The organism is Streptomyces sp. NPDC111656, from assembly GCF_055656965.1.
In genome coordinates this window covers 455407-480955 of record NZ_JBVKCA010000007.1, presented here as the reverse complement: position 1 = coordinate 480955, position 25549 = coordinate 455407, and the positions used below count along the sequence as shown (strand labels likewise).

The following is a 25549-nucleotide window of genomic DNA, read 5'->3' as shown; positions in this document are numbered from 1 at the left end:
GTCAGGTCAGGCCAGTGCGCGGGCGAGTTCCTTCGCGAGGGGCTCGCGGAGGTGCGGGGCGTCCACTCGTTCCACGCGTACGTTTGTGCAGTCCACCCAGCTCGCTGCCTCCAGGAGGGCCTGGGCCACGGCAGGGACCGCCTTGGCGCCGTCCAGCGTGACCTGTTTGGCGACCAGGGTGCGGCCCTCGCGGGCGGGGTCCACGCGGCCGACGAGCCGGCCCCCGGCGAGGACCGGCATCGCGAAGTAGCCGTACACCCGCTTCGGCTTGGGCGTGTACGCCTCCAGACGGTGGGTGAAGCCGAAGATCCGCTCCGTGCGGGCCCGCTCCCAGATGAGTGAGTCGAACGGGGACAGCAGCGTCGTACGGTGGCGGCCGCGCGGCGGTGTCTCCAGGGCGGCCGGGTCCGCCCACGCGGGCTTGCCCCAGCCCTCCACCGTCACCGGGACCAGGCCCGAGTCCGCGATCACCGCGTCGACCTGCTCGCCCTTGAGACGGTGATAGTCGGCGATGTCCGCGCGCGTGCCGACGCCCAGGGACTTGCCGGCCAGGCCGACCAGGCGGCGTAGGCACTCCGTGTCGTCCAGCTCGTCATGGAGCAGGGCCTCGGGGACGGCGCGCTCGGCGAGGTCGTACACGCGCTTCCAGCCGCGGCGCTCCGTGCACACCACCTCGCCGTACATCAGCGCGCGCTCCACGGCCACCTTGGTGCCCGACCAGTCCCACCACTCGCTGGTCTTCTTCGCGCCGCCCAACTCCGTGGCCGTGAGGGGGCCTTCCGTGCGGAGCTGCTTGATGACCTGGTCGTAGGTGCCGTCCGGCAGGTCGTGGTTCCAGTGCGGGCGGGAGAGGTAGGCGCGGCGGCGGAAGGCGAAGTGGGGCCATTCCTCCACGGGGAGGATGCAGGCGGCGTGGGACCAGTACTCGAAGGCGTGGGTGTCGGTCCAGTAGGCCTGGTCGACGGTTTTGCGGCCTACCGCGCCCAGGCGGGCGTACGGGATGAGTTCGTGGGAGCGGGCCAGGACTGAGATCGTGTCGAGCTGGACCGCGCCGAGGTGTCGCAGGATTCCGCGGACGCCGGCCCTGCGGTCGGGGGCGCCCAGGAAGCCCTGGGCCCGTAGGGCGATGCGGCGGGCTTCTTCGGCGGAGAGGTCGGTGGTGGGACGCGGGAGGCTCGTCATGTTCCACACCGTAGGCGGTGCCACTGACAGTGGACTCGCCCCCGCCGCCCCTACCCGTCCCATCCCAGGGGCTCCGCCCCAGCCCCCGCCAGGGGCTCCGCCCCCGGACCCCCGGCGGGGCTCCGCCCCTGCACCCCGCCAGGGGCTCCGGCCCCGGACCTCGGCCGGGGCTGCGACCCCGGACCTCGGCAGGGCTCCGCCCCTGCCGCCCCGGCAGGGCTTCGTGCCCGGACCCCGGCAGGGCTCGCCTCTGGACCCCGGCGGGGCTCCGCCCCTGCACCCCGCCAGGGGCTCCGGCCCTGGGCCTCGGCGGGGCTCCGCCCTCGCACCCGGGTCGGGCTTCGTGCCCGGACCCCCGGCAGGGCTCCACCCCTGCGCCCCGGCAGGGCTTCGTGCCCGGATCCCGGCGGGGCTGCGCCCCTGCACCCCGGCAGGGCTCCGGCCCCGGACCCCGGCAGGGCTCCGCCCCTGTACCCCTCGAAGAACCGCCCGTGGGGCGGTGCCTCCGGAATCCGGCAGGGGCTGTGCTTCGTGGGCTGGGGTGGGGCTGTTGTCGCAGGTCACCGCAGGGCTTCGCGGCGGGCCCTGCCAGGGGCCGCGCCCATGCATCCCGCCGGGGCTGCCTCCCCGACCTCTGCGGAGCTGGCGCCCTCGCACTGAACCGGGGCTGCCGTCCCGGGGCACCGCGGGGTTTTGCCTCGCCCACCGTCCCGCCAGGGCGGTGCACCCGCCCGGGGAGGGGGATTGGCTTTACGGGGTGACGGGTGGGGCGGGCAAGTACGGGGCCGTCGAGGCCAGGCCCAGGTCTGAGGGGAGTAGGGAGCCGATCCAGCAGTCTCGGCGTACGCCCTTGTTGTTGAGGGCGGAGCGGAGGGTGCCTTCCAGGGTGAAGCCGGCGCGTTCGGCGACCGCGCGGGAGCCCTTGTTGCCGACCTCGGCGCGCCATTCCAGGCGGTCCACGGCGAGGCTCGTGAAGGCCCAGCGGGCGGCGGTGAGGGTGGCCTCGGTGATGTAGCCGTTGCCGCGGTGCTCCTTGGCAGCCCAGAAGCCGACCTCGCCGACGCCCAGGGAACGCATGCTGATGGAGAGCATGCCCGCCAGGTCCCCCGACAGGAGGAAGGCACCGAAGGTGAACATGGAGCCGTCCGCCCAGCCGTCCGGCACCATCTGGTCCGTGAAGCCCGTCGCGTGCTCGCGGAGATAGGGCGAGGGGATCGTGGTCCAGCGCTGGATGTCGGGGTCCTGGACGGCTTCGTACACCGAGTCGGTGTCGTGCGAGTCCACGGCGCGCAGGAGCAGCCGGTCGGTGTTCAGCGTGACGGGGTCCATCGGCCGATTCTGCTAGGGCCACCGAAAGGGCGCCATTCCTTTGCGGCGAGTGACGGTTCGGTTACTTTTCGCAGCGCTGGTACGGCACCTTCCGCCACCCCTGTCCGTTGTCGTAGTGGCTGTCACTGGCAGACCTCCCGGCGCGGTGGGGTCCTCGCTTACGATGGCCGTTGCTCAAGCTGTGATTTGAATCTGACATTGAACCCGACCGTCCCAGGCCCGACCGGCAAGGAGACAAACCCCCGTGTCCGTCCTCTCGAAGATCATGCGTGCAGGCGAAGGCAAGATCCTGCGCAAGCTGCACCGCATCGCGGACCAGGTCAACTCCATCGAAGAGGACTTCGTCGACCTCTCCGACGCCGAGCTGCGCGCCCTCACTGATGAGTACAAGCAGCGGTATGCGGATGGGGAGAGCCTGGACGACCTGCTCCCCGAGGCCTTCGCCACCGTGCGTGAGGCCGCCAAGCGCGCCCTCGGACAGCGTCACTACGACGTACAGATGATGGGTGGCGCCGCGCTCCACCTCGGCTACGTCGCGGAGATGAAGACCGGCGAGGGCAAGACCCTCGTCGGCACGCTGCCCGCGTATCTGAACGCCCTCTCCGGAGACGGCGTTCACCTGATCACGGTCAACGACTATCTGGCCGAGCGCGACTCCGAGATGATGGGTCGCGTCCACAAGTTCCTGGGTCTGACCGTCGGCTGCATCCTCGCCAACATGACGCCGGCCCAGCGCCGCGAGCAGTACGCGTGCGACATCACGTACGGCACGAACAACGAGTTCGGCTTCGACTACCTGCGCGACAACATGGCCTGGTCGCAGGACGAACTCGTCCAGCGGGGCCACAACTTCGCGATCGTCGACGAGGTCGACTCCATCCTCGTCGACGAGGCCCGTACGCCGCTCATCATCTCCGGCCCGGCCGACCAGGCCACCAAGTGGTACGGCGACTTCGCCAAGCTGGTCACCCGGCTGAAGAAGGGCGAGGCCGGCAACCCCCTCAAGGGCCTCGAGGAGACCGGGGACTACGAGGTCGACGAGAAGAAGCGCACCGTCGCCATCCACGAGCCCGGCGTCTCCAAGGTCGAGGACTGGCTGGGCATCGACAACCTGTACGAGTCGGTGAACACGCCGCTGGTGGGCTACCTGAACAACGCCATCAAGGCCAAGGAGCTCTTCAAGAAGGACAAGGACTACGTCGTCATCGACGGCGAAGTCATGATCGTCGACGAGCACACCGGCCGTATCCTCGCCGGCCGCCGCTACAACGAGGGCATGCACCAGGCGATCGAGGCGAAGGAAGGGGTGGACATCAAGGACGAGAACCAGACGCTCGCCACGATCACCCTGCAGAACTTCTTCCGCCTCTACAGCAAGCTCTCCGGCATGACCGGTACGGCGATGACCGAGGCCGCCGAGTTCCACCAGATCTACAAGCTCGGCGTCGTCCCGATCCCGACCAACAAGCCGATGGTCCGCAAGGACCAGTCGGACCTGATCTACCGCACCGAGGTCGCCAAGTTCGACGCGGTGGTCGACGACATCGCCGAGAAGCACGAGAAGGGCCAGCCGATCCTCGTCGGTACGACGTCGGTCGAGAAGTCCGAGTACCTTTCGCAGCAGCTCTCGAAGCGGGGCATCCAGCACGAGGTGCTGAACGCGAAGCAGCACGACCGTGAGGCCCCGATCATCGCCCAGGCCGGCCGCCGGGGCGCTGTGACCGTCGCCACGAACATGGCCGGTCGAGGCACGGACATCAAGCTCGGCGGCAACCCCGATGACCTCGCCGAGGCGGAGCTGCGTCAGCGTGGCCTCGACCCCGAGGAGCACATCGAGGAGTGGGCCGCAGCCCTCCCCGCCGCCCTGGAGAAGGCCGAGCAGGCCGTCAAGGCGGAGTTCGAAGAGGTCAAGGAGCTCGGCGGACTCTACGTGCTGGGCACCGAGCGCCACGAGTCGCGTCGTATCGACAACCAGCTGCGCGGTCGTTCCGGCCGTCAGGGCGACCCGGGCGAGTCCCGCTTCTATCTGTCGCTCGGTGACGACCTGATGCGGCTGTTCAAGGCCCAGATGGTCGAGCGCGTGATGTCGATGGCCAACGTGCCGGACGACGTGCCGATCGAGAACAAGATGGTCACGCGCGCGATCGCCTCCGCCCAGTCGCAGGTCGAGCAGCAGAACTTCGAGACGCGCAAGAACGTTCTGAAGTACGACGAGGTGCTCAACCGGCAGCGCGAGGTCATCTACGGCGAGCGCCGCCGCGTCCTGGAGGGCGAGGACCTCCAGGAGCAGATCCAGCACTTCACGGACGACACGATCGACGCCTACATCGCGGCCGAGACCGCCGAGGGCTTCGCCGAGGAGTGGGACCTTGACCGGCTGTGGGGCGCCTTCAGGCAGCTCTACCCGGTGAAGGTCACCGTCGACGAGCTGGAGGAGGCGGCCGGTGACCGTGCCGGTCTGACCGCCGAGTTCATCTCCGAGTCCATCAAGGACGACATCCGCGAGCAGTACGCGGCCCGTGAGGAGCAGCTCGGCTCCGAGATCATGCGGGAGCTGGAGCGGCGGGTCGTCCTGTCGGTCCTCGACCGCAAGTGGCGCGAGCACCTCTACGAGATGGACTACCTCCAGGAGGGCATCGGCCTGCGCGCCATGGCGCAGAAGGACCCGCTGGTCGAGTACCAGCGCGAGGGCTTCGACATGTTCTCCGCCATGATGGACGGCATCAAGGAGGAGTCCGTCGGCTATCTGTTCAACCTGGAGGTTCAGGTCGAGCAGCAGGTCGAGGAGGTCCCGGTCGAGGACGCCGCGCCGTCGCTGGAGAAGAAGGAGGACGTCGTGCCCGCGGGTGCGCGTCCCGAGATCCGCGCCAAGGGGCTCGACGCCCCGCAGCGTCCCGACCGGCTGCACTTCTCCGCGCCGACCGTGGACGGTGAGGGTGGCATCGTCGAGGGCGACTTCGCCAACGACGACGACGAGCCCGTGCGTTCCGAGGCGGACGGCCTCACCCGCGCGGAGCGCCGCAAGCAGCAGAAGAGCAACGGGCGGCGCCGCAAGAAGTGACCGATCGGCTCGCGAGAGCCGATGAGAGCTGAGAAGCGGTGAAGGGCCGGGCACCTGTGGGTGTCCGGCCCTTTGCGTTGCTCAGTGGGGGGTCAGGGGTCCGCGGGAGTTGACAGTGAGGGTTCAGGGGCTGCTCAGTCGTCGGCCGGGCGGGGCATGCGGGGGCCGCCCAGTTCCACCGCCGTGCAGCGCCAGCGGAGGTCGGGGCCCTGTTCCAGGCGGAAGGCCATCGCGCGGAGCCGGTCGCCCGCGCCGATGCGGGCGAAGGCCTCGATCGCGCCGGGCCGTGGCACGTAGTAGCCGATGTCGCGGACGACCGGGCGGGTGCCGCGGGTGCGCAGGGGGCCGCGTTCGGCGAGCCAGGCCAGCTCGTCGTAGGCCCGGCCCGCGGTGTGGCGCAGCATGCAGTGGACGGGGCGTTGGCCGCTGAGCACGGCGAGGAGGCGGTCGGCGAAGAGGTCGGGTGGGGCGGGGCTGCGGCGGTGGTGAGGACGGCGGCGACGGCCGTGGGTGGTCGGCCGGTGGGGGCACGAGGAGGGTGCGGGATGCGGCCTCCGCCGGGGGTGCCTGCGGTGCGGGCGCCTGCGGTGGGCTGTCTCCCGGGGCCGGGCGGGGTGCGCCCGCGCCCGGGGTGCGCGGTGGGGTGGTGCCGGGGCGGCGGGTGTCGTGGCGGCCGGGTGGGCGGGTGCCCGGGCTGCGCTTCGTCCTGGTCATCACCTTGTTCATGCGTCGTCCCCGTTCATGCGTCGTCCCGTTCAGCGTCGGTCCCGCTCGCCGCGACCGGTTGATACCGGGCGGTAACTTCGTGTTGGGGATCTTCTACGAGGGAGGAGCGGGTCCCCGCAAGGACGCCGGGCGCGCGCCGCGGAGGCGGGAAGGTTCACCTATCAGAGTGAGCGGGAGGGGTGGGCGGCCTGGCGGGGAAGGGATGTTCCGGGTGAATCGCGGGCCGGGGGTGGACGCCGTACGGGGGAGGGGCCGGGACCCGAAAGGGGACGCCCGCACGTATCCTGAAGGCCTTCCCGGGAGGCGCGGGACCGCCCTTCCGGGAGCCCTCCGACCCGGGAACCCTCCCGACTACGAAAGCGGCCAGTCATGCGCGTCTACGTCCCCCTGACCCTCTCCGGTCTCGCCGAGGCGTACAAGACGGGGGAGCTGGCGGCGGGACCGGTCGTCGCGTACGCCGTCACGCCCGCGTTGCGCGAGTGGTACCTCTCCGACGACATCGAGGAGCTCGAGTACGCGGCGCTGAACCGGGCCGCGCTGGCCTCGCTGCGGCTGCTCGCGGGGGAGCCGGGGGCCGTGCGGCGGAGGGTGGTCGTCGCGGTCGACGTTCCCGACCGGGCCGCGGTCGCCGATCCCGACCGGGGGCTCGATCCGGTGGCGCTCGGTGAGGTGCGGGTGTCGGGGCCCGTGGCCCTGTCCAAGGCGGCCGCGGTGCACGTCGACGCCGATGACGCCGGGGAGGACGTCTCGGCCGCCGTGGACGCGCTCGGGGCGGCCGATCACGGGGACGACGACGCGCAGTTCATCGTGGACGGGGCCGAGGACCACGAGTTGTTGTGGTTCGCGACGCAGGAGATCCCCAACCTGGTGGGGCTGGAGGACTGAGCCCGCGCCCCGCGGGGCGTTGTCAGTGCGGGCGGGTAGTTTCTTGGTATGGGGAAGCAGGGCGCAGCAGCGCACATCGTGTGGGACTGGAACGGGACGCTGTTCCACGACAACGCCGCGATCATCGGGGCGACGAACGCGGCGTTCGCCGAGTTGGGGTTGGAGCCGCTCACGCTCGAGCGGTACCGGGAGTTGTACTGCGTGCCGGTGCCGAAGTTCTACGAGCGGCTGATGGGGCGACTGCCGACCGATGCCGAGTGGGAGGTCATGGACGACACCTTCCACCGGTACTACGCGGAGCACCGCGTGACGTGCGAGCTCACCGAGGGGGCTTCGACGTTGCTCGCGGACTGGCGGTCGGCGGGGCGCAGCCAGTCGCTGTTGAGCATGTACGTGCACGAGGAACTGGTGCCGCTGGTCAGGGGGTTCGGGATCGAGCCGCACTTCGTACGGGTGGAGGGGCGGGTCGGACCGTCCGGCGGCAGCAAGGCCGAGCACATGGTCCGGCACATAGGCTCGCTCGTGGGCGTGGACCCGGAGCGCACGGTGGTGATCGGGGACGCCGCCGACGACGCGGTGGCCGCGCTGCACGTGGGGGCGCGGGCCGTCCTCTACACCGGCGGCTCGCACAGTCGCGCCAGCCTCGAAGGGGTCGGCGTGCCCGTGGTGGACAGCCTGGAGGAGGCGGTCGAGGAGGCCGAGCGACTGATGGCGGCGTAGGCCTGTCGTCCGAGCTCACTGCCCGGGGTGTGCGGCGGCGCCCGGGGGGTGCGGCGCCCCTCGTCGGCGGGGCAGCCGCGTACCCGGCTCAGATCTCGCCGGTGCTGAGTCGCGTACCCGGCTCACACCTCCCACGTCACCGCCGCCCCGAGTCGTTCAGCCCACTGGTGCCTTCGCCCTCAGCACCCTGAGGAACTCGCGCATCCAGGCCGGGTGGTCCGGCCAGGCGCGGGCGGACACGAGGGTGCCGTCGACCACCGCCTCCGCGTCCTGGAAGGTCGCTCCGGCGGCCTGCATGTCCAGTTCCAGTGCCGGGTACGCGGTGACGCGGCGGCCGCTCAGGGCGTCGGCGGCGGCCGTGAGGAGCGGGCCGTGGCAGATCTGGGCCACCGGCTTGTCGGCGTCGAAGAAGGACTTGAGGATCTTGCGGAGTTCGGGGTCGTTGCGGAGGTACTCGGGCGCGCGGCCGCCCGGGATCACCACGGCGGCGTACTGACCGGGGTCGACCTCCGAGAACGCGAGGTCGGCGGGCCAGGTGTAGCCGGGCTTCTCCGTGTACGTGTCGAAGCCGGGCTCGAAGTCGTGGACCACGAAGCGGAGCTGCTTGCGGGTGGGGGCCGCGATATGGACCTCGTAGCCCTCCTCGCGCAGGCGCTGGTAGGGATACAGGACCTCCAGTGATTCCGCCGCGTCGCCGGTGACCATCAGGATCTTCGGTGTCATGTCGGTGCCGCTCCCTTCGGTGGAGCTTGGATGGAGCTTCAGCGGGGCCCCAGCTCTATTCCGCCTCTGCCCCACCGTCCTCGTCAACGGGGTGCCCCAGGAGAGGGTTACCGGAGGACTGCACGTTCCCGTCCCTTTCGTCCCTGTGCATACTGTCAAAGTTCCACCCCCGGTTTTGTACACATACGGCTCATGACGGGCCCCGGGTAGGGAGCGATAGCCTGGTGGCGTGATCAGCGCGATATCTCGCGGGGGCCCAGTTGCCCCTGCCTCGCGCCCGGAGCGCACGGACGACATCCGTGACCGGGCGGCGATCGCTGATCTTCATGGGCGGGACGGAGCGGCGACCGCGGCAAGCACCAGCAAAAACGCGGGCGCAAGCGGAATCGCCGGCGATCTCCGTAGGCCGCGGACACCCCGGGGACGGACGACGCAGAGATCAGCGTCACAGTCGCCGAGGGTGCCGAGAATGGCCGATACCCCCCCGCTCATCTCTCCATGCGGCATAGCGTCGGACCAGACCGGACACCCCGCGTCACGGCGTTACGTCGGAGAAGAGACCGTACTTCCTTCTACGTCACGCAACGGCGCGCGACAGGAGCCAGAGGACAATGCAGACCAAGCTGGACGAAGCCAAGGCCGAGCTGCTCGAGAGGGCTGCCCGGGTAGCTGAGAACAGCCCGGTCGGGGGGCACCTACCGACTGGGACGACGAGCGAGGGCACTCCGGACAAGGACACCGTGCTCGCGTTCCTCCAGCGCTACTACCTGCACACAGCCCCGGAGGACCTGACCGACCGCGACCCGGTCGATGTCTTCGGAGCCGCCTTCTCCCACTACCGACTGGCCGAGAACCGCCCCCAGGGCACGGCCAACGTCCGAGTGCACACGCCCACCGTCGAGGAGAACGGCTGGACCTGCAGCCACTCCGTCGTCGAGGTCGTGACCGACGACATGCCCTTCCTCGTCGACTCGGTCACCAACGAGCTGTCCCGACAGGGCCGCGGCATCCACCTCGTCATCCACCCGCAGTTCGTCGTACGGCGCGATCTGACCGGCGAGCTCATCGAGGTGCTGCCCGGCCGGCCCACCCTCGAGGATCTGCCGCACGACGCGCACGTCGAGTCCTGGATCCACGTCGAGATCGACCGCGAGACCGACCGTGCCGACCTGAAGCAGATCACCGCCGATCTGCTGCGCGTCCTGTCCGACGTCCGCGAGGCCGTCGAGGACTGGGAGAAGATGCGCGACGCCGCGCTGCGCATCGCCGAGGAACTGCCCACCGAGCCGACCGCCGACGACCTGCGCGACCAGGAGGTCGAGGAGGCCCGTGAGCTGCTGCGCTGGCTCTCGGACGACCACTTCACCTTCCTGGGGTTCCGCGAGTACGAGCTGCGCGACGACGACTCGCTGGCCGCCGTCCCCGGCACCGGACTCGGCATCCTGCGCTCCGACCCGCAGCACGGCGGTGACGACAGCCACCCGGTCAGCCCGTCCTTCGAGCGGCTGCCCGCCGACGCCCGCGCCAAGGCCCGTGAGCACAAGCTGCTCGTCCTCACCAAGGCCAACAGCCGCGCCACCGTGCACCGGCCGTCCTACCTCGACTACATCGGCGTGAAGAAGTTCGACGCCGAGGGCAACGTCGTCGGTGAGCGGCGCTTCCTGGGCCTGTTCTCCTCGGCCGCGTACACCGAGTCCGTGCGCCGCGTCCCCGTGGTCCGCCGCAAGGTCGAGGAGGTCCTCAAGGGCGCGGGCTTCTCGCCCAACAGCCACGACGGCCGCGACCTGCTCCAGATCCTGGAGACCTACCCCCGCGACGAGCTCTTCCAGACGCCCGCCGACGAGCTGCGTTCCATCGTCACCAGCGTCCTCTACCTCCAGGAGCGGCGCCGGCTGCGCCTCTACCTGCGCCAGGACGAGTACGGCCGCTACTACTCGGCCCTCGTCTACCTCCCGCGCGACCGCTACACCACCGGGGTGCGCCTCAGGATCATCGACATCCTGAAGGAGGAGCTGAACGGCACCAGCGTCGACTTCACCGCCTGGAACACCGAGTCGATCCTCTCCCGGCTGCACTTCGTGGTCCGGGTCCCGCAGGGCACCGAGCTGACGCAGCTCAGCGACGCCGACAAGGACAGGCTCGAGGTGCGGCTCGTCGAGGCCGCCCGCTCCTGGGCCGACGGTTTCGCCGAGGCGCTGAACGCCGAGTGCGGCGAGGAGCGCGCGGCCGAGCTGCTGCGCCGCTACGGCAGCGCCTTCCCCGAGGGCTACAAGGCCGACCACACCCCGCGTGCCGCGGTCGCCGACCTGGTCCACCTGGAGAAGCTCACCCGCGACCGGAGCAAGGACTTCGCGCTCAGCCTGTACGAGCCGGTCGGTGCCGGTCCCGGCGAGCGCCGCTTCAAGATCTACCGCACCGGCGAGCAGGTCTCCCTCTCGGCGGTCCTGCCGGCGCTCAACCGCATGGGCGTCGAGGTCACCGACGAGCGCCCGTACGAGCTGCGCTGCTCGGACCGTACGACGGCCTGGATCTACGACTTCGGGCTGCGCCTGCCCAAGTCGCTGAACGGCAACGGCGACTACCTCGGCGACGACGGCCGTGAGCGCTTCCAGGAGGCCTTCGCCGCCACCTGGACCGGCGAGGCCGAGAACGACGGCTTCAACGCCCTCGTACTGAGCGCCGGGCTGTCCTGGCGGCAGGCGATGGTGCTGCGCGCGTACGCCAAGTACCTGCGCCAGGCGGGCTCCACCTTCAGCCAGGACTACATGGAGGACACCCTCCGAAACAATGTCCACACCACCCGGCTGCTGGTCTCCCTCTTCGAGGCGCGGATGTCGCCGGAGCGCCAGCACGCCGGTGTCGAGCTGACCGACGCGCTCATGGAGGAGCTGGACGCCGCTCTCGACCAGGTGGCCAGCCTGGACGAGGACCGGATCCTGCGCTCCTTCCTCACCCTCATCAAGGCGACCCTGCGCACCAACTTCTTCCAGGAGGCGCTGGGCGGCAAGCCGCACGAGTACGTCTCCATGAAGTTCGACCCGCAGGCCATCCCGGACCTGCCGGCGCCGCGACCGGCGTACGAGATCTGGGTGTACTCGCCGAAGGTGGAGGGCGTGCACCTGCGCTTCGGCAAGGTCGCGCGCGGTGGTCTGCGCTGGTCCGACCGGCGCGAGGACTTCCGGACGGAGATCCTGGGCCTGGTCAAGGCGCAGATGGTGAAGAACACCGTCATCGTGCCCGTCGGCGCCAAGGGCGGCTTCGTCGCCAAGCAGCTGCCCGACCCGTCCGTGGACCGCGACGCCTGGCTCGCGGAGGGCATCCGCAGCTACCGGACCTTCATCTCGGCGCTGCTCGACATCACCGACAACCTGGTCGCCGGTGCGGTCGTGCCCCCGGTGGACGTGGTCCGGCACGACGGGGAGGACACCTATCTCGTCGTCGCCGCCGACAAGGGCACCGCGACCTTCTCCGACATCGCCAACGAGGTCGCCGAGAGCTACAACTTCTGGCTCGGGGACGCCTTCGCCTCCGGCGGCTCCGCCGGTTACGACCACAAGAAGATGGGCATCACCGCGCGCGGTGCCTGGGAGTCCGTGAAGCGGCACTTCCGGGAGCTGGGCGTCAACACCCAGACCGAGGACTTCACCGTCGTCGGCGTCGGTGACATGTCCGGTGACGTGTTCGGCAACGGCATGCTGCTCTCCGAGCACATCCGCGTGGTCGCCGCCTTCGACCACCGGCACATCTTCCTCGACCCGACCCCGGACGCGGAGACCTCGTACGCCGAGCGGCGTCGCCTCTTCGAGCTGCCGCGCTCGTCCTGGGCCGACTACAACACCGAGCTGATCTCGGCCGGCGGCGGAGTCTTCCCGCGGACCGCCAAGGCGATCCCGGTCAACGCGCACGTCCGCGAGGCCCTCGGCATCGAGCACGGGGTCACCAAGATGACCCCGGCCGACCTGATGAAGGCGATCCTCCAGGCGCCGGTCGACCTGCTGTGGAACGGCGGCATCGGTACGTACGTCAAGGCGTCCGTCGAGTCGCACGCGGACGTCGGCGACAAGGCCAACGACGCCATCCGCGTCGACGGCGCCGACCTGCGCGTCAAGGTCGTCGGCGAGGGCGGCAACCTCGGTCTGACCCAGCTGGGCCGGATCGAGTTCGCGCAGCACGGCGGCAAGATCAACACCGACGCCATCGACAACAGCGCGGGCGTGGACACCTCCGACCACGAGGTGAACATCAAGATCCTGCTCAACGCGGTCGTGACCAACGGCGATCAGACGGTCAAGCAGCGCAACAAGCTGCTCGCCGAGATGACCGACGAGGTCGGCGCCCTGGTCCTGCGCAACAACTACGCGCAGAACGTGGCGATCGCCAACGCGCTGGCCCAGTCGCCGAGCATGCTCCATGCCCAGCAGCGCTTCCTGCGCTTCCTGGTCAGGGAGGGTCACCTCGACCGGGCGCTGGAGTTCCTGCCCAACGAGCGGCAGATCCGTGAGCGGCTCAACTCCGGGCAGGGCCTGACCGGTCCGGAGACGGCCGTGCTCCTCGCGTACACGAAGATCACGGTCTCCGACGAGCTGCTCGCCACCTCGCTGCCGGACGACCCGTACCTGCAGAGCCTGCTGTTCGCGTACTTCCCCACCGCGCTGCGTGAGAAGTTCCGCGAGCAGATCGAGGCGCACGCGCTGCGTCGCGAGATCGTGACGACCGTCCTGGTCAACGACACGGTCAACACGGGCGGTACGAGCTTCCTGCACCGCCTCCGTGAGGAGACGGGCGCGTCCCTGGAGGAGATCGTCCGGGCGCAGACCGCGGCCCGCGCGATCTTCGAGTCGAGCAAGGTGTGGGACGCGGTGGAGGCGCTCGACAATGTCGTCGCCGCCGACGTCCAGACCAGGATCCGGCTGCACTCGCGCCGTCTCGTCGAGCGGGGCACGCGCTGGCTGCTCAACAACCGGCCGCAGCCGCTCCAGCTCGCCGAGAACATCTCCTTCTTCCGCGAGGGGGTCGCGCAGGTCTGGGGCGAGCTGCCCAAGCTGCTGCGCGGTGCGGACCTGGAGTGGTACCAGCAGATCTTCGAGGAGCTGACGGGCGCCGGCGTCCCCGAGGAGCTGGCCACGCACGTGGCCGGGTTCTCCTCGGCCTTCCCGACGCTGGACATCGTCGCGGTGGCCGACCGCATGGACAAGAACCCGATGGCTGTCGCCGAGGTGTACTACGACCTCGCCGACCGCCTGAACATCACCCAGCTCATGGACCGCATCATCGAGCTCCCGCGTGCCGACCGCTGGCAGTCCATGGCCCGCGCCTCGATCCGCGAGGACCTGTACGCGGCGCACGCGGCGCTCACCGCGGACGTGCTCGCCGTCGGCAACGGCACCTCGACCCCGGAGCAGCGCTTCAAGGCCTGGGAGGAGAAGAACGCCGCGATCCTGGGCCGCGCCCGCACCACCCTGGAGGAGATCCAGACCTCGGACTCGTTCGACCTGGCGAACCTGTCGGTGGCGATGCGCACGATGCGGACGCTTCTGCGGACGCACGCGTAGATCGCGGTGACGCACGCGTGGGTCGCGGTGACGCACGCGTGGGTCGCTGTGGCCCACGCGTAGGGCACCTCTGAGTGCGCTCGACCCACTCGTGAGTGCACTTGTTTCACTCGATCGGATGTACGTCGATGGGGCAGCCCCGGCCGGGACGGCCGGGGCTGCCCCTGTTTGTGCAGGTAGGTGCAAGCGCCTTGGCCGCCCTCTTGCCTCGCTCTTGCGGATCTCTCGGGGAAACCGGAACTGGAATTTACCTATTGCTGATAAAAGGGACAATTGTGACTGTGAACCTCTCCGAGGGGCGGGCCCGTGTAGGCCGACAGGCCCCCGCACCTCCCCAGCCCGCACCAGCCGCCACTCCTCCCGGGGCGATCGAAAGGACCCGGCGGATCGTCCTCGAAGTGGTGAAGTTCGGAGCCGTCGGCGGTAGCGGTATCGCAGTCAACTTCCTGGTCTTCAACCTTCTCCTGCACGGTCTGAAGTGGGCCCCGATGGCCGCCACGGTCATCGCCAGCTGTGTCGCCATGGGCAGCAACTACCTCGGCTTCCGCTTCTTCGCCTACCGTGACCGGGCCTCGCGCACCCGACGTCAGATCGCCCTGTTCTTCGCCTTCAGCGGCATCGGCGTCGTCATGGAGAGCGCGCTGTTCTACATCGGCTACCACGGTCTGGGCATGGACACCCCGCTCGGCTCCAACCTGGCCAAGGCGCTGTCGATCGTGCTGGCGTCGGCGTTCCGTTTCCTCGTGTACCGCACCTGGGTGTTCGAACAGGTGAAACACAGCCGCTAGACAGCCGCTCGCACCCCTTTGCGGGCGATCGGCATCTGCCTAGGTGATACGCAAATGGACTAGATCGCCTAGGTTGAACCATCAGGAATGTCTAGCATTAATAGGATGAGTGTGGATCACCCCTGCCCGCCAGCAGAAACAGCAGCCGTGCCCGCCGTGTCCGTGGTCGTGATCGTCTACAACGACGCGTCCCGGCTGACGACGGCCGTGCGCTCCGTTCTCGACCAGACCCTGCGCGGTGTCGAGGTCGTCATCGTCGACGACCGCAGTACGGACGGCTCGTACGACGTGGCACAGCGACTGGCCGCCGCGCACCCGGACCGCGTCCGGGCCTTCAGGCTGCCCGAGAACAGCGGCGGCTGCGGCGCCCCCCGCAACCACGGCATCCAGCAGGCCCGCGGCGACTACGTCCTCTTCCTCGACAGTGACGACGTCCTGGAGCGCAACGCCTGCCGCAACATGCTGGAGGCCGCCGAGTCCACCGGCGCGGACCTCGTCTCCGGCCTGTGCGTGCGTGTGCACGTCGACTCGCGCACCGGCAAGGAGGTCAAGTGGTACCCCTGGCTGTACGACCGCACCCGCACCCTGGAGTCCATCTCCGAGCTGCCCGACCTGCTGGTCTTCGACACGCTGTCGACGAACAAGTGCTACCGCAGGCAGTTCCTGCTCGATGAGGGCCTCGAGTTCCCGGTCGGGATCCACTACGAGGACCTGCTGTTCTCCGCGCAGGCCTACGTGGCCGCGCAGCGCATCACGCTCATCCCCAACCGGGTGTATGAGTGGCGGATCGTAGACAAACCGGCGAAGTCGGCCGCCAAGTCCATCAGCAACCGGCGTGACGAGATCGCCAACTTCACGCACCGCATGGAGATCCACCGCCGGGTCGACCAGCTCCTCGCCGACCATGGCCTGCTGGAGCTGAAGTTCGCCAAGGACGTCAAGTGGCTCAAGCACGACCTGGTGCTGCACCTGCGTGAGCTGCCTTTCCGCGACGAGCCCTACCGCCAGGAGTTCGCGCAGATCGCGCGCACCTACCTGGAGTCGATCGACCGCATCGCCTTCGACGAGATCGAGCCGATCCACGCCATCTGCGCGTACCTCCTCCACGAGGCCGACTGGGACAACCTGCTGCCCGCCGTGGACACGCTCAGCAACCGCGACAAGATCTCCTCGCCGCTCGTCGAGCACGAGGGGCGCGTGTACTGGTGCGCCGAGCACATCGAGCACGACGCCTTCGCCCGGCACGTCCTGGACGTCACCGAGCTCGGCTACCACACCAGGCCGGTCGAGAAGATGTTCCTGCGCAACGCGCTGACCGGATACGCGGAGACCGACGGCACCGTCCGGCTGGCCGGGCGCATCACCAACCCGCTCGGCGTGATCCCGTCCGACGCCCGGCTCTCCGCGCAGCTGGAGTTCTACGCCCGCCGCCCGGGCGTGCGCTTCCAGACCTTCCGCTTCCCCGTGGCCACCGTGCGGCACGAGGGCGACGCCATCGCCTGGGAGGCTTCGGCCGACCTCGCCAAGGGCCTGCGCCCGCTCGGCATCGTGGACGCGGTCTGGGACGTACGCCTCCACCTCGTCGTCGCCGGTGAGGGCGAAGGCGCGGGGACGGTCCGCACCACGACCCGGCTCACGGCCTCCGAGCCCGAGCTGGCCCAGGGGCACCTGCCCGTCCGGCCCCGCCTGACCCGGCTGGTCGCCGACCGCATCGAGCCCGAGGTCTCCTCCCGCGGCCACCTCTCCTTCCGGCTCGTCCCGGACAAGAAGGCCAACGAACTCGTCCAGCGCGGTGTGCAGGGCCCGACCGGGCGGCTCGCCAAGACCGGCTACCGCAAGGTCAAGGCGCTGCGCAAGGAACTCGCCTCCGGCGACACCAAGCTCCGCGTCTACCACGACGTGTTCAGCCGCCTGCCCGTCAAGAAGGGCCTCGTCGTCTTCGAGAGCCACCTGGGCCGGCAGTACAGCGACAGCCCCAAGGCCATCTACGAGGAGATGCGCCGCCAGGGCCTCCAGTTCGAGGCCGTGTGGGCCTACGCGGGCAGTCCCCAGGGCTTCCCGGACGACGCCACCCTCGTACGCCGCTGGTCGCTGCCGTACCTCAAGGCGCTCGCGCAGGCCGAGTACTGGGTCGACAACCAGAGCTACCCGCTGAAGGTCACCAAGCGGCCCGAGACGACGTACATCCAGACCTGGCACGGTTCGGCGCTCAAGCGGATGGGCTTCGACGAGCCGGAGTGGAAGCTCAAGTCCCGTGAGGAGCAGGCCGAGCAGCAGCGCACCCTCGACCGCTTCGACCGCTTCCTGATCCGCTCCGAGCACGACGTGCGCACCCTCGCGCGGGCGTTCCGGCTCCAGGAGCGGACGCTGCTGCGGGTGGGCTACCCGCGCAACGACGCGCTCGTCCAGGCCAAGGAGCACGAGGACGCCACCGGGCAGCGGGAACGCGGCGCACTGGCGGCCGAGTTCGGCATCCCGGAGGACAAGCAGATCCTGCTGTACGCGCCGACCTTCCGTCAGCGCGGCGGCAAGCGCCGGTTCGAGCTGCCCTTCGACGTGGAGCGCTTCGCCGACACCTTCGGCGACCGCTATGTCCTCCTGGTCCGCTCGCACTACCTCAACCACGTCGTGCTGCCGCCCTCCGTGCGCGGCCGGGTCATCGACGTGACGAACTACCACGACATGACCCCCCTGCTGGCGCTCGCCGACGGTCTGATCACCGACTACTCGTCCGTGATGTTCGACTACTCCCTCCTCGACCGCCCGATGTTCTTCTTCACGTACGACTACGACGAGTACGTGCACGAGGGCCGCGGGACCTACTTCGACCTGCTGGAGAGGGCCCCCGGCCCGGTCGTCCGCACAGAGGACGAGCTGCACGCGGTCCTGGACTCGCTGGAGGAGCAGAAGGTGAAGTACGCGGCCCCGCGCGAGCGGTTCGTCGCCGACTTCGGCGAGTTCGACCAGGGCAACGCCGCGCAGAGCATCGTCGACCAGTTCTTCTCCCAGTGGAGGCGCGCGTGACCGCGTACAGCGAGCGGGACGTCTTCCTCGTCTCCAACAGCGTCGACGAGCTCGGCGGCGTGACCAGCTGGTCGCACCAGATGGCCCGGTTGTTCACCGAGCGCGGCCACCGCGTCCACGTCATCGGCATCACCGAGCCCGCGGTCGTCCAGGAGCTCGGTGAACTCCCGTACCCCACCACGACGTTGTACGACGTCCATCCGCCGCGTGTGGGCTCCGCGCGCGGCATCAAGGGGCGGCTCAACGTCGCCGAGCGCAGGCTGCGCGCCGACCGGTCGGCGGGCATGCGCGAGCAGGCCGCCAAGCTGACCCGGCTGTTCCGGGCCGCGCGCCCCGGCGCCGTCGTGATCGTCACGCAGGTGTGGGCGATGGAGTGGGTGGAGCTCGCCGACACCACCGGCCTGACCGTCATCGGCATGAGCCACGAGTCCTTCGCGTATTCGAAGGCGACCTCGCGCTTCGGACGGGTGCAGAAGCACTACAAGGACGTCGACCGGATGCTCGCGCTCACCCGCGAGGACGCCGACCTGTGGATTCGTCAGGGCCTCGACAACGCGTCCTTCATGCCGAACCCGATCCCCTTCATGCCCGAGGTGCCCTCCTCGCGCACCGAGAACGTCGTCGTCAGCGTCGGCCGGCTCTCGGACCAGAAGGGCATCGACATGCTCCTCGACACCTGGGCCGAGGTGGCGCCCCGCCATCCCGACTGGACCTTGCGGATCTTCGGCTCCGGCGAGGACGAGGAGATCCTCAAGAAGCAGTGCACCGCCCTGGGCCTCGACGACTCCGTCGAGTGGATGGGCCGCACCAGCGACGTACCCGGCGCCCTGCGCGGCGGTTCCGTCTTCGTCCTGTCCTCCCGCGGCGAGGGCTTCCCCCTCGCCCTCATGGAGGCCATGGCGACCGCGCTGCCGTGTGCCGCCTTCGACTGCGCTCCCGGCGTCCGCGAGATCGTCCAGGACGGCGAGGACGGTCTCCTGGCGGCCCTGGGCAACACCGGGGAACTGGCCCGCCGCCTCGACACCCTGATGTCCGACAAGGACCTCCGCGACCGCATGGGCGAGGCGGCCCGCGTCAACATCCAGCGCTACACGACGGACGAGATCGTCCGCCGGTGGGAAGACCTGTTCACCTTCTTGGAGAGGTGAGCGGAGGCGCCCCAAAAGGGGCGCGGGGAACTGCGCGCTCAGCCACACACAACCCGCAGCCGACAGCGCGCAGTTCCCCGCACCCCCTGAGTCGCCCCTACTTCCCTGTGAACTTCTCGTACTCCTTGAGCACATCCTCCGTGGGCCCGTCCAGGCGAAGCTCCCCCCGCTCCAGCCAGAGCACGCGGTCGCAGGTGTCCCGGATCGACTTGTTGTTGTGGCTCACCAGGAACACGGTGCCCGCGTGCTTGCGCAACTCCCGGATCCGCTCCTCGGAGCGCTTCTGGAAGGAGCGATCCCCCGTGGCGAGGGCCTCGTCGATCATCAGCACGTCGTGGTCCTTGGCCGCCGCGATGGAGAACCGCAGCCGCGCCGCCATCCCGGAGGAGTACGTCCGCATCGGGAGGGTGATGAAGTCGCCCTTCTCGTTGATGCCGGAGAAGTCGACGATCTCCTGGTAGCGCTCCTTGACCTGCTCGCGGGACATGCCCATGGCGAGCCCGCCGAGGTAGACGTTCCGCTCACCGGTGAGGTCGCCCATCAGGGCCGCGTTGACGCCGAGCAGCGAGGGCTGACCGTCGGTGTAGATCTTGCCGTTCTCCACGGGAAGGAGGCCGGCGACCGCCTTGAGCAGGGTCGACTTGCCCGAGCCGTTGGTGCCGATCAGACCGATGGCCTCACCGCGGTAGGCGGTGAAGGACACGTCCTTGACGGCGTGCACCTTGCGTACGCCCGCGGCCTTCTCGGTCTGCCCCCGCCGCAGCATGCGGTGGAGCGCGGCGGTGGCGCTGCCCCGTCCCGCACCGGTGCCGTTGACCCGGTAGACGATGTCCACGTGGTCGGCGACGACGGTGGGGACGAGCGCGCCGGCGCTGCCGGCCGCATCCTGGGGCCGGGCGTCCTGCGTGAGGGTGTCAGCCATGTCAGCCACGTCCGTACGTCTCCTCGGCCTTCCAGAAGTAGATGAAACCGCCGACTCCGGCGAGCAGTGCCCAGCCGGTCGCCAGCGCCCACACGTGGTGCGGCAGCTGGTGGGCGTGGAAGCTGTCGATCAGCGCGTAGCGCGTCAGGTCGATGTAGACGGCGGCCGGGTTGCTCTCCAGCGCGACCATCGCCCAGTGCGGCATGTGGCTGTGCTTGAGCGTCGAGGCGATGCTCCACATGACACCGGAGACGTACATCCAGGTGCGCAGCACGAACGGCATGAGCTGTGCGATGTCCGGCGTCTTGGCCCCCATCCGCGCCATGATCATCGCCACGCCCGCGTTGAAGACGAACTGCAGCGTCAGGATCGGCACGACGAGCAGCCACGACGCGCTCACGGGAATGCCGAAGCAGAGCAGGATGACGACCAGCGCGGCCATCGAGAACAGCAGCTGCTGGAGCTGCTGGATGGCGTACGACACCGGCAGCGCGGCCCGCGGGAAGTGCAGGGCTCGGACCAGGCCGAGGCTGCCGGAGATCGCCCGGGTGCCCGCCATGATCGAGCTCTGTGTGAAGGTCCAGATGAAGACGCCGGTGACCAGGAACGGCACGAAGTCGGGCACGCCGTGCTTGGTGCCGAGCAGCACACCGAAGATGAAGTAGTAGACCGCCGCGTTCAGCAGCGGGTTCGCCACCTGCCAGACCTGGCCGAGCTTCGCCTGGCTGTACTGGGCGGTGAGCTTGGCGGTGGCGAAGGCGGTGATGAAGTGACGCCGTGCCCAGAGCTGGCGGACGTACTCCGGCAGGGTCGGGCGGGCGCCACTGACGGCGAGGCCGTACCGGGCGGCGAGCGCCGCGGGATCGTCGGTGGGGGGAACCGACGTCGGCGGTGTGTGGAGGACCTGGCTCACATCCGCTGCTTTCGCTCGGGGGTGGGATGCGCGGGCCGTCCTTGACGTTTCTTAACTGCCGCTTTGCCAGCTTCTTACGTCGGGACGGGACCGTATCGTCGCAACGCGAGACTATGGCTTCTTGACGTCGGAACGCAACCGTTTCGTCGTAACGCCCTATGCTGGAAGGCATGACGACGAACGCCGACACCACGAGTGCCGCCGCGAAGGCGGGGAGTGCTGCCGGGAAGGCCCCGCGTCGTAGGGCTCCGGCGGGGGCGGCCGTGCTGCGTGAGGACGTGACCGAGGCGATCCGGGCCGCCGTCTTCGAGGAGCTCGCGGCCGTGGGCTACGCCCGGATGTCCATCGAGGGCATCGCGCGCCGCGCGGGCGTCGGCAAGACGGCGGTGTACCGGCGATGGCGTTCGAAACTGCACCTGGTGCTCGACGTGGTCTCCGCCATAGCGGTCCAGGGGCTGCCCGTCCCCGACACGGGCTCCCTGGAGGGCGACCTGCGCCTGCTGTACGAGGTCACCTCCCGTGCGCTGCGCCACCCCGTGGCAGGCCAGATCATCCCGGACCTCCAGGCGGAGGCGGCCCGCAACCCCGACATCGCGGACGCCATGCAGAAGGCGCTGCGGGAAGGCCAGCAGGGAGTGGCGAGCGGGATCGTCGCGGCGGCGGCCGCGCGGGGCGAGGTGCGCGAGGGGATCGACCAGGAACTCGCGCTCGACCTCATGTCGGGTCCGCTGTACTGGCGGGCGGTGGTGGTCCGCGGGCCCAAGCTGCCGAAGGGGTACCTGGCGAGCCTGGCCCGGGCCACGGCGGCGGCGCTGCGGGCGTTGTGAGGGCGCCTGTCCGACGGGCGGGCATGGTGCGGGCGCCTGTCCGACGGGCGGCGGGTTCGGGCGCCTTTCGAAGGCTGCTCAGGCGGCGTGCCGTCCCTCCTTGCGGCCTTTGAGAAGGGTGCTGCACCTCACCAGGTCACCTGTTCGCCCACGGGGACTGCCGTTCGCCTAACCTGTGGCCATGCGAGAGACGGTGCGGCGGGCGTCGCGGGCCACGGCCGGCCTCGTCATGTCCGCCGCGCTGGCCTTCGGCACGATCCTCTTCATCACCGTGCTGCTGATCACGGCCACGCTGACGCTCGCGGTCGTCGGCGCCGGGCTGCTGCCCGAGACGGTGCTGCTGATCCGGCGGATCGCCGGGGCCAAGCGGAACCTGGTGGCCCAGTGGACGGGCACGGTGATCCCCGAGGCCTACCAGCCCATCGAGGGCCCGCTGCGGCAACGACTGCGCACGGCGGTCCGCGGCCCCGGCACGCTCGGCGACTTCCGCTGGATGATCTCCCACTACGTCTACGGCTTCCTCGGACTGCTCACCGCCCCGCTGTGGCTGCTGGGCCTGCCCGTCGACGGCGTACGACAGGGGCTGCTCGGCCGTTCCCCGCTCGTCCTGCCGCTGATCGGCCGCCTCGCGGACCTCGACGCCGCCTGGTCCACCGCCTTGCTCAAGCCCTCCCCGGAGGCGCTGCTCGCCGTCCGGATCGAGGAGCTGACCGAGACCCGGGCCGGAGCGATCGCCGCGCACGGAGCCGAACTGCGCCGCATCGAGCGCGACCTGCACGACGGCACACAGGCCCGGCTGGTCTCCCTGTCGATGCGCATCGGTATCGCCAAACGGGCCTACGAACGCGACCCGGAGACCGCACTCAAACTTCTCGAGGACGCGCAGAGCCAGGCCGAGGAGGCGCTGACCGAGCTGCGCCACGTCGTCCGCGGCATCCACCCGCCGATCCTCACCGACCGGGGACTGGCCGGCGCCGTACGGGCGCTGGCCGCGAGCAGCGGGCTGGACGTCACCGTCGTCGTGGACGGCCTGGAGGACGGGGCGCAGAGCGGGTCCCGGGCTCCGGCGGCGGTCGAGGCGGCGGCGTACTTCGTGGTCGCCGAGTCGCTGACGAACGCGGCCAAGCACAGCGGATCCGAGCGCGCCGAGGTGCGGCTGGTGCGCAACCGGGGCGGGCTGAGCGTCCGGGTCGCCGACGAGGGACGGGGTGGAGCCGGGGGCACCTCCCCGGCTTTCGGCTCTGGGGGAGAAGGGGGTGGCTCCGGGCTGCTCGGGATGCGGCGACGCGTGGCCGCGCTCGACGGGACCCTGCTGATGACCAGCCCCGTCGGGGGGCCGACCGTGATCGAGGTGGAGCTGCCGTGCGTGTGGTGACCGGGACAGTGGAGACGAGGCCGCCGTGCGTGTGGTGATCGCCGAGGACAACGCCCTCCTGCGGGAGGGGATGGTGCTGCTGCTGACCTCCGCCGGGCACGAGGTCGTGGCCGTCGCGGGCAGCGGCCCCGAGGTGCTGCCGGCGCTTCTCGAGCACCGGCCGGACGTCGCCGTGCTGGACGTCCGGATGCCACCGGGCTTCCGCGACGAGGGCCTGCGCGCGGCCCTGGAGGCACGCAAGGAGATGCCCGGCCTGCCGGTGCTCGTGCTCTCCCAGTACGTCGAGGAGTCGTACGCCGCCGAGCTGCTCGGCGGTGGTGCGAGCGGGGTCGGCTATCTGCTCAAGGACCGGGTGGGCCGGGTGGACGAGTTCCTCGACGCGCTCGACCGGGTCGCGACGGGCGGTACGGCTCTCGACCCCGAGGTCGTCACCGAGCTCCTGACCCGGCGCCGTGACGACCCGCTCGACACGCTCACGCCCCGCGAGCGCGAGGTCCTGAAGCTGATGGCCGAAGGCCGCGACAACACGACCATCGCCAAGACGCTGGTCGTCACGGAACGCGCCGTCAGCAAGCACATCGGCAACGTCTTCCTGAAGCTGGGCCTGCCGCCGAGCGACAGCGGCCACCGCCGGGTGCTCGCGGTACTGGCGTACCTCAACAGGGACGCGTAAGCCGTACCCGGTACACACCGGGTACGCGTCGGCTCCCGGCGGCCGGCACTCACCCCGCCAGTCGCCGGGCCAGTCCGACGAGTTCGGCCGCCCTCAGCACCCGCCCGTCGAACCCCGGCAACGGCACGTGCAGCGCCGCCACCCACGGTCCCGGAATCCCGTCCACCCCGTAGACGGCTCCGGCCAGTCCACCCGTGACGGCGGCGACGGTGTCCGTGTCGCCGCCGAGATCGACGGCGGCCCGCACGGCGTCCTCGTACGAGCCCGTGCTCCGCACCGCCCACAGGGCGGACCCGAGACAGGGCCACACCGCCCCGTTGAACTCCGTCGCCTGATCGGGGTGCCAGGCGTCGGCGAGGACGACGGCGTACCGAGCCCGATGGTCGGGATGCACGGCCTCCAGGACGTCCGGTACGGCGGTGGCCGGATCGCCGCCGTCGAGCGCGACCCGGACCAACTCGTGGAAGATCGCGGTGCCTTCCCATGCCGCGCGGTCGCCGTGGGTGAGCGCGGCGATGCGGCGGCCGGCCTCCATGGTGGCGTCCCGTCCCTGCCGCGCGAAGTACACGGCGGACGTGGCCGCCCGCATCAACGCCCCGTTCCCGGCCGCCCGTTGGCTGACCTGGAAGTGCAGTGCCGCGGCGAGGTCCCAGGGGTCTTCGCCGGTGAGCACGGCCTCGGTCTGCAGGCCGATGTCCTTGGGGTCGGCGGCGGCCCAGCGCCGGAATCTGCGGAAGATGTCGGGGAGTTCGAGGGCGTCGTGGTCCGTCAGGGACTCGCCGACGAGCACCGCCATCTGGGTGTCGTCGGTCGCCTCGCCCGGGTCCCAGCCACCCCCTCCGCACATTTCCCCGCCCTGCCCGGCGACAGGGAAGCGGGCCGAGAACGCTCCCTCGGGCCCGAACTCGAAGGGCGCGCCTAGGGCGTCTCCCACGGCGGAGCCGAGAACGGTGCCGACGGCGCGTTCTTGAGGGCGGGGCACGGGGTCAGCGTGGTGCGGGGGAGTCCGGGGCGCAGCCGCGGAGGGTGTGGGCGATGACGTGTTCCAGGTCCCTGTCCAGGGTTGCGCTGGGCAGGGTGACGCTGACCGCGAGCCGCGCGAAGCCGTTGAGGGTGCTGAAGATCGGGATGGCGATGGTTTCCAGGGGCCCTTCGCGGACCTCGCCCCGGCGCTGGGCCTCCGTGATGAGTTCCGCGGCCAGGCCCCCCATGCTCTGGGCGGCCTTGACCAGGGCCTCGGACGCCTCCGGGTCGTGCTTGACGGCGAACATGAGGTCGAGGAGTTCCGCGTTGGCGGTGGCGAAGCCCACGTAGGTGCGGGCCAGGGCGCCGAGCCGGTCGGCGAAGGACTCGCCCGCGGTCTCCTGCGACGCGGTCAGCGTGGCCAGGAGCCGTTCGAAGCCGGCCAGGGCCAGCGCGTCCAGCAGGGCCTGCTTGTCCTTGAAGTGCCGGCTCGGGGCCGCGTGGCTGACGCCCAGGTCGCGGGCCAGTTCGCGCAGGGACAGGGCGCCGGGGCCCTTCTCCTCGAGAGTTTCCTCGGCGCGGGTCAGCAGTGCGGCGCGCAGGTCTCCATGGTGGTAGCGGTGAGGGCGGGTCTGCATGCCCGACAGTCTATCCGGTATGTAACCGGCGACTACATTGTTGGCGCTGTCAGCTTTGTTGGCAACGTCATCATTGTTGTCGTTGACATCATTGTTGTCG

The 25549-nt window shown here is 70.0% G+C and carries 17 protein-coding genes and 1 pseudogene; 10 read left to right on the top strand and 8 right to left on the bottom strand.

Annotated elements, in window-relative coordinates; genetic code table 11:
• Positions 1-6 precede the first annotated feature (6 nt).
• On the bottom strand, positions 7-1182 hold the full coding sequence (locus ACZ7M3_RS23640; RefSeq protein WP_472065583.1) for a winged helix-turn-helix domain-containing protein: 1176 nt from the start codon (positions 1180-1182) through the stop codon (positions 7-9).
• A 750-nt stretch (positions 1183-1932) separates the two neighbouring features.
• Positions 1933-2511, bottom strand: coding sequence for a GNAT family N-acetyltransferase (locus ACZ7M3_RS23635; RefSeq protein WP_472065582.1), 579 nt, complete (start codon positions 2509-2511; stop codon positions 1933-1935).
• A gap of 244 nt (positions 2512-2755) precedes the next feature.
• Between ACZ7M3_RS23635 and secA the strand changes: the two genes are divergently transcribed.
• Positions 2756-5572: a preprotein translocase subunit SecA gene (gene secA, locus ACZ7M3_RS23630; RefSeq protein ID WP_355305381.1), complete on the top strand. Its 2817-nt coding sequence runs from the start codon at positions 2756-2758 to the stop codon at positions 5570-5572.
• Between the two features lie 134 nt (positions 5573-5706).
• Here the strand turns inward: secA and ACZ7M3_RS23625 are convergent.
• A pseudogene (locus ACZ7M3_RS23625) lies at positions 5707-6298 on the bottom strand (Rv3235 family protein).
• Positions 6299-6667: 369 nt separating this feature from the next.
• Here ACZ7M3_RS23625 and ACZ7M3_RS23620 point away from each other — a divergent pair.
• The gene (locus ACZ7M3_RS23620; protein WP_054229599.1) at positions 6668-7183 is read left to right on the top strand and encodes a DUF6912 family protein; all 516 of its coding nucleotides are present in this window, start codon (positions 6668-6670) and stop codon (positions 7181-7183) included.
• Between the two features lie 48 nt (positions 7184-7231).
• Positions 7232-7903 carry an HAD family hydrolase gene (locus ACZ7M3_RS23615; RefSeq protein WP_472065581.1) on the top strand — a complete coding sequence of 224 codons (672 nt, stop codon included), beginning with the start codon at positions 7232-7234 and terminating at the stop codon, positions 7901-7903.
• 156 nt (positions 7904-8059) lie between these two features.
• On the opposite strand, the gene ACZ7M3_RS23610 is transcribed toward ACZ7M3_RS23615, so the two are convergent.
• Positions 8060-8626: a DJ-1/PfpI family protein gene (locus tag ACZ7M3_RS23610; protein ID WP_075029015.1), complete on the bottom strand. Its 567-nt coding sequence runs from the start codon at positions 8624-8626 to the stop codon at positions 8060-8062.
• A 611-nt stretch (positions 8627-9237) separates the two neighbouring features.
• Between ACZ7M3_RS23610 and ACZ7M3_RS23605 the strand changes: the two genes are divergently transcribed.
• The 4 genes from ACZ7M3_RS23605 to ACZ7M3_RS23590 all read left to right on the top strand — a co-directional run bounded on the left by ACZ7M3_RS23605 (position 9238) and on the right by ACZ7M3_RS23590 (position 19138).
• Positions 9238-14178, top strand: coding sequence for an NAD-glutamate dehydrogenase (locus tag ACZ7M3_RS23605; protein WP_472065580.1), 4941 nt, complete (start codon positions 9238-9240; stop codon positions 14176-14178).
• Positions 14179-14576: 398 nt separating this feature from the next.
• On the top strand, positions 14577-14966 hold the full coding sequence (locus ACZ7M3_RS23600; protein WP_472065579.1) for a GtrA family protein: 390 nt from the start codon (positions 14577-14579) through the stop codon (positions 14964-14966).
• A 105-nt stretch (positions 14967-15071) separates the two neighbouring features.
• Complete coding sequence (locus ACZ7M3_RS23595; RefSeq protein ID WP_472065578.1) at positions 15072-17990, top strand: bifunctional glycosyltransferase/CDP-glycerol:glycerophosphate glycerophosphotransferase; 2919 nt, start codon at positions 15072-15074, stop codon at positions 17988-17990.
• Positions 17987-19138 (top strand): glycosyltransferase, encoded by a 1152-nt coding sequence (locus tag ACZ7M3_RS23590; protein ID WP_472065577.1) that lies wholly within the window; start codon positions 17987-17989, stop codon positions 19136-19138. Before ACZ7M3_RS23595 ends, ACZ7M3_RS23590 begins: the two co-directional genes overlap by 4 nt.
• A gap of 97 nt (positions 19139-19235) precedes the next feature.
• Here the strand turns inward: ACZ7M3_RS23590 and ACZ7M3_RS23585 are convergent, their stop codons facing one another.
• Complete coding sequence (locus ACZ7M3_RS23585; RefSeq protein ID WP_472065607.1) at positions 19236-20060, bottom strand: ABC transporter ATP-binding protein; 825 nt, start codon at positions 20058-20060, stop codon at positions 19236-19238.
• Position 20061: 1 nt separating this feature from the next.
• Positions 20062-20973, bottom strand: coding sequence for an ABC transporter permease (locus ACZ7M3_RS23580; RefSeq protein WP_095854321.1), 912 nt, complete (start codon positions 20971-20973; stop codon positions 20062-20064).
• Positions 20974-21143: 170 nt separating this feature from the next.
• Here ACZ7M3_RS23580 and ACZ7M3_RS23575 point away from each other — a divergent pair, with 170 nt between their 5' ends.
• From ACZ7M3_RS23575 to ACZ7M3_RS23565, 3 genes are all read left to right on the top strand, one after another.
• A complete protein-coding gene (locus tag ACZ7M3_RS23575; protein ID WP_388398972.1) occupies positions 21144-21800 on the top strand; it encodes a TetR/AcrR family transcriptional regulator in 657 nt (218 codons plus the stop codon).
• A 181-nt stretch (positions 21801-21981) separates the two neighbouring features.
• Positions 21982-23175, top strand: a complete 1194-nt coding sequence (locus ACZ7M3_RS23570; RefSeq protein WP_472065576.1) for a sensor histidine kinase — start codon at positions 21982-21984, stop codon at positions 23173-23175.
• A 25-nt stretch (positions 23176-23200) separates the two neighbouring features.
• Positions 23201-23848, top strand: coding sequence for a response regulator transcription factor (locus tag ACZ7M3_RS23565; protein WP_095854324.1), 648 nt, complete (start codon positions 23201-23203; stop codon positions 23846-23848).
• Between the two features lie 49 nt (positions 23849-23897).
• Here ACZ7M3_RS23565 and ACZ7M3_RS23560 read toward each other — a convergent pair whose 3' ends face one another.
• Both ACZ7M3_RS23560 and ACZ7M3_RS23555 read right to left on the bottom strand, forming a co-directional pair.
• Positions 23898-24830: an ADP-ribosylglycohydrolase family protein gene (locus tag ACZ7M3_RS23560; protein ID WP_472065575.1), complete on the bottom strand. Its 933-nt coding sequence runs from the start codon at positions 24828-24830 to the stop codon at positions 23898-23900.
• A 4-nt stretch (positions 24831-24834) separates the two neighbouring features.
• The gene (locus tag ACZ7M3_RS23555) at positions 24835-25449 is read right to left on the bottom strand and encodes a TetR/AcrR family transcriptional regulator (protein WP_472065574.1); all 615 of its coding nucleotides are present in this window, start codon (positions 25447-25449) and stop codon (positions 24835-24837) included.
• Between the last annotated feature and the right edge of the window lie 100 nt (positions 25450-25549).